General features: G+C 35.0%; 9 protein-coding genes. 8 read left to right on the forward strand and 1 reads right to left on the reverse strand.

All coding sequences use genetic code 11. The features are described from left to right. From AC4MRQ_RS21130 to AC4MRQ_RS21160, 7 genes are all read left to right on the forward strand, one after another. On the forward strand, positions 1–379 hold a 379-nt coding region (locus tag AC4MRQ_RS21130), incomplete at its 5' end, for a hypothetical protein (protein WP_491199711.1). 179 nt (positions 380–558) lie between these two features. Beyond that, positions 559–1,806: a hypothetical protein gene (locus AC4MRQ_RS21135; RefSeq protein ID WP_491199712.1), complete on the forward strand. Its 1,248-nt coding sequence runs from the start codon at positions 559–561 to the stop codon at positions 1,804–1,806. A 184-nt stretch (positions 1,807–1,990) separates the two neighbouring features. Next, a complete protein-coding gene (locus AC4MRQ_RS21140; protein ID WP_491199713.1) occupies positions 1,991–2,749 on the forward strand; it encodes a hypothetical protein in 759 nt (252 codons plus the stop codon). A 101-nt stretch (positions 2,750–2,850) separates the two neighbouring features. Further along, positions 2,851–3,531 carry a hypothetical protein gene (locus AC4MRQ_RS21145; RefSeq protein WP_491199714.1) on the forward strand — a complete coding sequence of 227 codons (681 nt, stop codon included), beginning with the start codon at positions 2,851–2,853 and terminating at the stop codon, positions 3,529–3,531. A 133-nt stretch (positions 3,532–3,664) separates the two neighbouring features. Then, positions 3,665–4,234: a tetratricopeptide repeat protein gene (locus AC4MRQ_RS21150; protein ID WP_491199715.1), complete on the forward strand. Its 570-nt coding sequence runs from the start codon at positions 3,665–3,667 to the stop codon at positions 4,232–4,234. A 195-nt stretch (positions 4,235–4,429) separates the two neighbouring features. Further along, on the forward strand, positions 4,430–5,125 hold the full coding sequence (locus AC4MRQ_RS21155) for a hypothetical protein (RefSeq protein ID WP_491199716.1): 696 nt from the start codon (positions 4,430–4,432) through the stop codon (positions 5,123–5,125). A 272-nt stretch (positions 5,126–5,397) separates the two neighbouring features. Continuing rightward, positions 5,398–6,486: a LamG domain-containing protein gene (locus AC4MRQ_RS21160; RefSeq protein WP_491199717.1), complete on the forward strand. Its 1,089-nt coding sequence runs from the start codon at positions 5,398–5,400 to the stop codon at positions 6,484–6,486. Between the two features lie 209 nt (positions 6,487–6,695). Here AC4MRQ_RS21160 and AC4MRQ_RS21165 read toward each other — a convergent pair whose 3' ends face one another. Further along, positions 6,696–9,026 (reverse strand): TonB-dependent receptor, encoded by a 2,331-nt coding sequence (locus AC4MRQ_RS21165; protein ID WP_491199718.1) that lies wholly within the window; start codon positions 9,024–9,026, stop codon positions 6,696–6,698. 172 nt (positions 9,027–9,198) lie between these two features. On the opposite strand from AC4MRQ_RS21165, the gene AC4MRQ_RS21170 reads away from it, so the two are divergent. Beyond that, the coding region (locus AC4MRQ_RS21170) for a DUF748 domain-containing protein (protein ID WP_491199719.1) at positions 9,199–10,808 on the forward strand (1,610 nt) is incomplete at its 3' end.

Raw genomic sequence — 10,808 nt, forward strand, 5'->3', positions numbered from 1 at the left:
GGATTATGAGAATGCTGAAAAATATTATCTCAAAGCCTTATCTATTGAACCAGAAGATGGGGTCTTCAATGGAAATTATGCCAGCTTTCTATTAATTACAAATAGGATCAAAGAAGCAACAAAGTATTTGGAAAAAGCATTTTCTCTAAATAATAATGAGAAAAATGATTTATTAGTTGAGTTATGGTTTTATAAATATGCACACTACCTTGAATCCATTGAAGAATCGGAAAAAATAATTGAAGTTTTATTAAGTGAGGGAGTTAGATCCATTGATTGGAATTTGGATTTAAACGTAAAAACTGCAATTGAAAATGGGCATCCCAATCCTGAAAAATTAAAAGAATTTGAACAAAGAATCACAATGTTAGAAGATTAAATGCAACAGCTAACAATGTATAAAAATAATAGCCAAGATAGTTGTAAAGTCACGGTTGTAGCCCACTTCAACTTTCTTGTAGTTTGACAGGAAAGTGCCATGTATTCGGCTACTATTCTTATACTAAACGTTATGGGCAAGGTGTGAGAGCGAACAATGCAACTAAAAAATAATATAATATGCTTTCAAAGATAATTAGACAATTTAAAGAAAATATTGAAGGATTAAGAGACTTTGTTTCTTTAGTTGAACCTTTTCTTCAAGAAAGAGAGAAAGAAGCAATAAAATCTGAAAGAGAGAACCTATTACCTCTTGTGATTGCTCTTAATGAATTAGATGACGATTTTGAGGTTTCACCAGAACTCAAGAAAAAAATTGAAGAAAAGGTTGGTACTATCAAAACTGATGTTAATGAAATTGAGAATGGAAAATCAGTAAATATTAGCTTTGAGAAGCAAAATAAAGAATTCAATAATGCTATTGAAAAAATGGTGAAATCAAATTTTCAAAAGGAGTTGCTTTATAAAAGCTCACTTATGAGTCTTTGTAGCACAGCAGAGTGGTTTATTTATCAGCTTTTCCATCAATACTACAATCTATTTCCTTATCCATCAGAGCACAAAGACAAGTTTTTCAGCCTTGATGATTTGAAAGAGTTTAACACAATTGATGATGCTAAAAACTTTCTTATTTCAACAAAGGTTGATAAAATAATGAGACAAGGTTTTGAAGAGTGGTATCAATCTCTCAAAAAGCAGGACATTTTCGGTTTGAAAATGAAAGAGGTTGAGAATTATAAAAATGAACTGACCGAAATATTTCAAAGAAGACACCTTTTAGTTCATAATGGAGGTTTTGTCAATGAATTTTATTTACAAAAAGTAGACTCCACACTTACAGAAGGACTTAAAAAAGAGGATAAACTTTATTTATTCAAAGACTATATTGAAAAAGCTATTAATACAATCGAGTTTTGTTTTCTGCTAATCGCATTTGAACTATGGCGTAAACTTGATAAAGAGAATGTTGATAAAAGGAGTGATGTAATAAATGATTTCATTATAGATTATATTGAAAAAGAAAGGTATGAAAATGCTGAAAACTTAGCCCGATTTTATTCTTGTGAAAAAGGACTTAAGGAACACTTTGCATTAGTGGGGCAATTGAATTATTGGCAAAGTATAAAATGGCAAGGAAGATATAATGAAATAAAGGTTGAAGTAGAAAAAGCTGACTATACAGCAAAAGACGCTTTATTTAAAGCAGGGTATTTTGCAATTTGTGACGATAAAGAATCTTTCTTTGAATGTTTAGAGGAAGCAATTAACAATAAAAAGCTAAAAGTAGAAGAAGCAAAAACATGGCCCATATTTAAGGAAATGAGAAAAGAAGAGAAATTTAATGATATTGTTGGTAAACACGAATAAACCCAGCCCATAACAATGTGTCATACGTAATAGCGGTAAATATTGTAAATATCAAGGTTTATAGCCCACTTAAACTTCATAGCGGTTTGACAGAGAAGAAGCTCGCAATCTGCCACAACTCATACAATTTACCATTGTACTTCATACAAAAATTGATAAACCATAAAATACATTCACAAGAAACATGAATGAATCAAGACTTAATCGATTAAATTCCTGCAATATATGTCTCAAAAGAAAATTGAACGATGACAATAGAGCTATTTGTTCTTTAACCGATTCATTTGCAGTTTTTAATGATAAATGCGAGGATTTTGAAATTGATATTGAGGAATTTACTAGACTCAGAGAGAATCTAAAAAACATTATAAAAGACGTAAATAAAAAATATCGAGGAAAACCTGTTGACTTAATTGGAAATGATAACCCACAATGCTATGAGACTCCTATCTTCTTTGCTGAGAGTAACAATATTCCAGATAATGTTAAAATTACTAAGAACATCTTATTTAAAGTATTTGAATACTTGGTATTTGCAGGATTGATAATAGGGACAAATTATTTAACAATATTTAAAGCCACGGATAATCAAATATTTAGCACGATTATCGGTTTAGCTTTTACCATAGCATTTTTAAAAATCGCCAAAATTCATTTACGTGAAAATACACAAGAAATTATTATTGACTATGATGGAATGGAAGTAATTGGAGGTGAAACTAAGAAGCACTTTTGGAAGGATATTATTGATGTTAATATTTTGACTACAAGGACAGCGACCAAAGGAGGAATAAGCTACACTAGGCGACTTATAATAGACAACATTTCTAGTGAAATAATTGAATATCCAACGCAGGATTTATTGGGAAGAAGAAATGCCGAGAAGGTGTTGTATTGGGCAAAAAAGTATCATGAGATATATTGGAATAATCAAATTAAATAAAAGTACGAAAGCACAACACGCCACCATAGCGCATAGCAGGGCAGCAGGGCTTTGGTCGTGCAATTGACTTAAAGAGAAACCTAGATGATAATTTAAACAATATGACACCTAAGGAAAGATTAGATGAGATTTTAAAACCAGGAGTTCTGTATTTACTGACAGAGAAGAAATTCAGATATGTTGATTCAAAAAAACATTTTTGGAAAAAAGATTTAAAGATAAAGCACTATATCCGATTTGTTGGGAATAGGTGGAATTATGCTGATGCAGTTGCTGATTTTTCTATGGATACTTATTCGGAAACACCAGATTACCCACAATGGCTAGACAAAAACCTTGGAGACATTAGTAATTATCAATCTGGACAGATTGTTGGGACGCATATTCCTCAGTTAAGATTGAAATATAAAGAGAATTGGGATGATAGTTGTCAAGAAGCTGGTCGCTATGATTTATTAAAATATAATAAGAATGAAATCCTAAATAGTATAGTAAGCAATTTAAATAATTGTATTTTGCCACACTTGGACAATCTTTCGGATTATTCTAAAATTGCTGATAACTTGGCAATTCCTTTTCAATCTTTTGATTTCTACATGATGGCAGGAGAGAAAGAAAAAGCAAATAAAAAACTACTAGAATTCAAAGTAGGATTAGAAGAACATCAGGAAAAACTAATAACAGACGAGTTTTATCGACATTGGGCTAAAATGGTTAACCTAAGAATAAAAAAACTAAATTTAGATATTGAACTGATAGAAATCCCAAACAAAAGCAGTTAACAATAAATATACGTAATGCTGGGTTATTTGGTAAATTTGAACTTTAAAACATTTATTAAACATTGTAGCGGTTTGATAAAGATGTGCCTTGAAATTCCGCACTACGCATATTCGAGCTGTTGTACCCCATTTGATGAACAAAACAGAAAAAGAAATATTAACCAAGAAATTTGACTTGTTCGACCTTGAAGAGAACTTAAAACACAAGATAGTACTTCAAAAAGATCTAATTAAAGCTTTTAAGGAACATGACAGGTTAGACACTGACGATTATCAATTGTGGGGACTTGTTTATTATTCACCTTCAGACGAAAGAACAAGTAACACAGAATTGGCAATTAAAAAATTCAAGCAAGCTTATACTATTGATTCAAATAACTATATGGCTTGCTTATATATTGCTCATTGTTATCAGGACAAGAATGAGTATAAAACAGCATTAAAATATTATGAATTAGTCAATCAAAAAGAACTCAAAGAATTTCAATTGTGGAGATACGTAAAACTCATAGAACAAATTGGCTTCTGTTATTATAAAACAGGTCAACAAGACATTGGACGAGAATATTTTATTGAAACATTAGATTTATATAAAAATTACAAAACAAGCGAATTAGCAGTACCTTCTGAACTTTTAGAGTGTCTTTCTGAAAACGATGGAATAGTAAGAGAAATTAAAAAAATAGAAGATTATCTAAAATGAAAAATGGGGTACAACACGACGCCATAGCGCATAGCAGGGGTCGGCAGAGCTTTGGTCGTGCAGATTCCCGCCTCGATAGTCTCGTCCTCTCGGACGGACAATCTCAACACAAATCTGCTACAGCGCCATGTGGCAACCGTTAGCGTTCATTATGAAAGCCGAGTGAAACGAATCTGGGAGTTAAATTAATATTAGATGAAAAACAGACACATAATAATTCTTGTACTTTTAATATTTAGCATTAATGGCTGTAATCTTAGTCCAGTAAAGCAACATTTAATAAAAGTAAGTGCACATATAAATGCTATGAAAACAAAATTCGGTACAGACTATTTAAAACCGGATTTACTGAGTCACTTTCCTAATGAAATAAAAGATACTACAAATTTAAGCTTGCTTTCATCTCCTCCAACTTGTCCTCCAAGTTTTGAATGTAGAAAGCAATTTGGAGAAGTCTATTTAATAACAAAAAGAAACACTACAACAGAAAAATTGATTAAGGATAGTTATTTGTACAAAACAGATTACCTATCTGACAGCAATATAATAATTAATCTACCTGAACTTAAATTTAACAGATTTTCAATTGAGAAATGTAATAAAGAATTTGATAGCAAATATCCTATACCGTACTTTGAAAGTTACGATTTCAATTTTGGAGAAAAGACTTTTAAAAAGGAAATTAATGGGGAAATTTATGTCGACTATTTACATACAATTCCGAAAGATTTAATGGTTTATGTAATAAAAGCAGAAGCAGGTAATTTTTGGAAAGAAGATTGTCAAGAAATAAGACAAGGTTCACTAAATGTGTGGAAAAACGGATACTCTAAAGGTATTGCCATGTCTGAGGAGAAAGATTTGATGGTTTATTGGACTATGATATGGTAATAAAAAACAACGAAACGCTAACAAAAGCTGCATGTAATCCGGGCTTCAGCGGTTATTTGGGCTGCGGCTCGTTGTTGCAACACCGCCAATTCGTCATTGACGATTTGGCTACAAAAACAAAAATTATGAATAAACGAATTGGCTCAGTGGCAGCCTGACTGTGAAGCGTTTCAAAGTTCCGCACTCCACATAGCCAGACCGTTGTAAGCAATTTCCCCTATAACGAAAGTGCATAAAATGAAAATATTGCTAAACTAATTAAATACTAAAAAATGAATAAACAGTTATTTTACCTAACGCTATTTGGTTTCTTCATAACAACCAACTTATTATCCCAGGATATAACCGATGGTTTAGTAGGTTATTGGCCCTTTAATGGAAATGCGAATGATGAAAGCGGAAATAATAATCATGGAACTGTGAATGGAGCAACATTAATCACCGACAGGTTTGGAAACGAAGAATCAGCATTCGAATTTACAGGAGATGCGAATGATAATATTGCTATACCTGATTTAGGTATTACTTCTGATACTCATTTTACTATATCTACTTGGGTAAAACCAGGATTGTTACCCGATTACATGGCTATTTTGGGGTATGATAGAACACATCGTTTATTAGTTCAATCAGATGGAAAAATGCTAACACAGTTTGACGGTAATCATTTTAGTGAAACAGGTGCAGTTGTTTCTGAAAAATGGAATCATGTGGTATACTGTTTTGACGGTGCAAAAGCATACTGGTTTATAAACGGTTTACAAAGTGGTGGTATGCGTGAAACAGATAAGCCCGATTGGAGTGCACCATTTTTTATTGGGAGTTATGGGGAGGTACATTACCCATTTGTAGGTTCTATTGATGAAGTTAGAGTTTACAATCGAGTTTTAGATGAAACTGAAATTGAAGAATTATACTCAGGAGAATCTATCACACAAACAAATGGATGGCAATTAGATGGTGATAAAATATATACTAATGATGCTAAAGTTGGAATAGGAACGACAGATCCAAAGAATAAATTATCAGTAAATGGCACTATTTGGGCGAAAGAAGTGAAAGTTACTATGACTGATGCTGCTGATTGGGTGTTTGAAGATGATTATGATCTTAAATCTCTAGAAGAGGTTGAGGATTTTATAAATCAGAACAAACATTTACCTGATATTCCATCTGCTGATGAGTTTCGTGAGAACGATATGAATGTTGCAGAAATGAATAATAAACTTCTTCAGAAAATAGAAGAACTTACATTGTATCTAATCGAACAAAACAAAAAAGTAGAAGAGCAAAGTAAAAAGATAGAAGATCAGCAGAAGGCAATAGAGATTCTAATGAGTAAAGTACAAATAAAAAACTGATCACAATAAGCCATCATAAAGTAGCCCTGGCTTGCGTGGGATTTGGAAGTTAAGCTCTCGCTCGAAATATAACAAAATCAAGAAAACGAATATACCACACGCATTCGGGCCGCTTCATCTAGCCAGCCGTTCAAGGTATACATAAAGCTCTTCAACTTCCTTTTGACACAATAGGACCGTTGAAGAGCTTTCACCTAACCGACAATATCTTAGAATTCAATCCGGTAATTAATCACCGGAAAAAGCGCCCACTGATGGCCTTCTTCAACCTTCTCCTTATTCGAATTCCAATAATCATACACAACTGCTTGTGCATTCGATATATTCTGTATATCCAACTCTAATGTCCGTGTGCTTCGTTTCTTGTTAATCCGGTAGCTGAGCTTTAAATCCACTTTATAGAAATCAGGTCGTCTTTGACTAAATGCTAATTCATCGGGTCGCACAGTATAGCCTTTGTCGAACGACTCGTCCACATCAATTGGTGAGTAGTAATTGCCACCGGCAACAACAGTTCGTAGATTCACACCCAGCGTTTTATTCATTTCCTTCCCAAAGTGAAAATCCTTACCTCCTGTAAAGTTCACCACATATCCATTATTAAAACGACTATTTCGCTCCTGCTTGTCATAGGCTGTATATTTGGCATCAAACAAAGATGTGGTTAGCAAAAAGTAAGTGTCCTTACTCAGGTATTTTTCCAAAGTTGCTTCGATACCATAGTTTTTGCCTGTTCCATCATTATTTAATTGATGTGTAATATAGCCCGACATATCATTAAGGATGGAATAAGACGAACCGGCTTCCACCTCAACAGGTACATCGTATAAATATTGGTAATATGCTTCCAGCTTCAAAAGAAGATTCTGACTGATCCTGTTTTCGTACCCAAGCGCATAATGCATCGATTTCATCATATCCAGATCCTTATTCAACTGAACCACCGATCCATCTTCTAAAAGAGTACGGGCCAGGTAAATTGAGGTATTTTCAGCCTTGGAGTGTAAACCCACTCCTGCTGTTATGGCATGCTTATCATTTAACTGCCAGCGCATACCCAAACGAGGATCAATTGAAGTATTACTGTTTATCTGCATATATTGCGAATGAACTCCTGCAGTAAAAGAAAGAACAGCTGTTGGTCGCCATTTAAAACTGGCGTACCCATTGATAAATCCGGCTGAACCATTATCATCGAGCGAAGTATATAATTGCTGTAGCTCATCATCATATATTACCATATTCATATCATAAAACTGATGATTATAGAAAGCACCACTTTTTAATGTCAGTTTTGAACTGAATTTGTGTGTTAAATCGGCACCTGCCCGAAGCGTATGATAAACAAACCGATCACGTCCCCTGAATTCATAGGCATCATTGTCTTTTATAAATTCTTCATAGTACCATTTATTAAAGGTTCCGGTATAAGAAACGCTCGATTTGATATAGGTTTGCTCGTTTAGCGGACACAAATAATTTAATCCACTTACCCACATATCCGATTCAAAGTCTTGCTTGTAATCTTCTTCATCTGATTCAATATAACTGTAACCAGCTACTCCGAACAATTGAAAATTTCCTTTTTTACAACCCGGTAAATTAATATTAAACGATGCATCGCCATATTGGGGAACGGCTTCTCCTGCTACTTTCACTCCCAGGTTCTTGAGCAGTGCTAACGATGAATAGCGGGCATTAACAAGGTACGATCCCCCGTTTTTAAATGGTCCTTCAGCGGCAGCATCAATTCCTAACAAGCCACTTTGTATCATATATTCCCTCTTCTGATCGTTTCCTTTACGCAAGTCAATATCAAAAACACCAGACACTGCATTGCCAAACTCAGCAGGGAAAGCGCTTGTATAAAAGTCGGAATTACTAAGAATTGAACTATTCAAGATACCAATGGCACCTCCTGTGGCCCCTTCATTGGCAAAATGATTTGGATTAGCAACAGGAATTCCTTCAATGCGCCATAACAGCCCTCTCGGTGAATTACCACGTATAATTATCTCATTATTTCCACTCGGATCGGCCATAACACCTGCATATGATGATACCATTCGGGCCGGATCATTAAAACCGCCGGCATAACGCTGTGTTTCTTCAACCGTAAACGAACGGGCACTTATCATCGCCATCGAATTTCGGGCTTGTCCCTTTTGGAGGTCGCCTTTTACTTGTATCTCTTGCAATCCGGTAACAGATTCACGCATCGAAATATTCAGTACTGTTTCTTTACCTGATGACAGCAATATATTGGGAACCTCCAATGGTTCATACCCCAGAAACTGAAAACTTAACTGGTAACGTTGAACCGGTAAAGGCTCAAAAGCAAAGGCTCCATCAACATCAGTTATTGTTCCTATTAAAGGGTCAGAACCTTTTATAACTACAGCCACACCAACCAGCGGCATCTGGCTATCTTCATCCACAACTTTCCCTCTTATGATATTGTAAGGAGACGGGTTATTGGCATTTGCAATAAAGCATAGGATTCCCATGACACATAGTGTCCATTTTTTAGTTAAAAGCATGATTTTATGGTTGTATTGTTAATTTGCTTTTAAGGACAGAACAAAACCCGAAGGGTTGCACGAGACAAAAAAAGAAAATTCTCAAATCAAAATTTCAGTTGTTTTGTTGTACTTTTACGTAATGACTTTTCGTCAATAACAAACTGGATTTTAACAAGCTTACCCACTGGCAATGAAACAAATCAAAAAAAGGTATTATGTGCTGATTTCTTTGGCACTTTTGATATTCCTGGTATTATTTTTCCTATCAACAATTATCCGAAACTACCTTAACAACAATAGTAAGGAGCTGATCGGAAGAAAAGTCGAGTTAGAAAACCTTCATATAAACTACTTCCGCGTGGCGGTTAAGGCAATTAACCTCAACGTTTATGAAGCCAATGAAAAAGACACTTTTGCCGGTTTCAAAGAACTGTATGTTAATTTTGACCCAACTCGTCTTTTAAGTAGCGAATATTCTTTTTCTTCTATCCTGTTAGACAGTTTATTTGTTCATACTATTCAGGATGAAAAGGGATTTAACTTTGATGATCTGATTCCTGCAGAGGATACTACCTTAGTTGAACCTGTTGACACGATTCCATCCAAGCCTTTCCGTTTCGCGATTCATGATATCAAATTCAAACAAGGACACATCAGTTTTCTGGATAAAACGGTTGACAACGAACTTAAGCTGGAAGATTTTTCGCTGGATTTACCATTGATTGCGTGGGATAGTGAATCATCAGATGTTGGTATTGAGTTTGACCTGGGCGAGAAAGGTAAAGTATATGTTGGAGCGCATGTCAATCAACGCGAACAAGAATATAACGTCGATTTTAAGGTGGATAAATTTGGCTTGAAAGATATCTCCAGCTATGTTGAAGATGCAATTAATGTGGGTGGAATTGATGGTTATGTCAACGCTGACCTAAAGATTAATGGCAGCATTGAAAACACAATGGAAGTTTATGTCAGTGGTATGACAAGTGTTGACTCACTCCATTTATGGGAGCCTGATGGAACTGACCTCTTCCGGATGCAATACGCCGGTGTTACCTTTGACACACTTGATATTGCGAGCCAACGTTACAATATTTCTGATATTACGGTTAATCAACCGATCATCACTGCCAGCCTGCACAAGGACATGAGCAATTTCGAACGTGTGCTCCTGCCCGTGATGGAAAGTGATAGTTTAGCACAGGATACTTTATCCACGGTTGACTCCACTGCCAATGAATTGCCCGTAAGGTATCGAGTAGATCAGTTTAAAATTGCAGATGGTCGTGTAAATTTCACAGACAATACTTTGTACCGCCCATTTATCTATGATCTTAAAGACATTAACATTGATGTTAAACAAGTAAGCGACCAAGCCAAAACTGTTCCTGTTAGCTTCGCTATCAACCTGAACGACCAGGGGAAACTAAGTGGACAATCCACTATTAATATGCTTCAGCCAGATATTTTTGACCTGAATGCGAAGCTTGAAAAATTGAGATTACTCAGTTTCTCTCCTTATTCAGAATATCACATCGCCCGCCCCATTACGCAAGGACGTTTTAGTTACGACCTGAGTGTTAATATGACTCCAACACATATGACCAATACAAACGACATTGTTATTAAGGAGTTAGAGATTGGTGATAAAACAGCTGAAGAACCACAAGTAAAAGCCCCTGTGAAGCTTGGTTTATACCTGATGAAAGATCCGAATGATGCGATCAAGATTAACCTGCCTGTTGAAGGCAATCCGTCTGATCCAAACTTTAGTGTAAGCAAATTAATTTGGAAAGCTTT

The organism is Carboxylicivirga sp. (genome assembly GCF_982718395.1).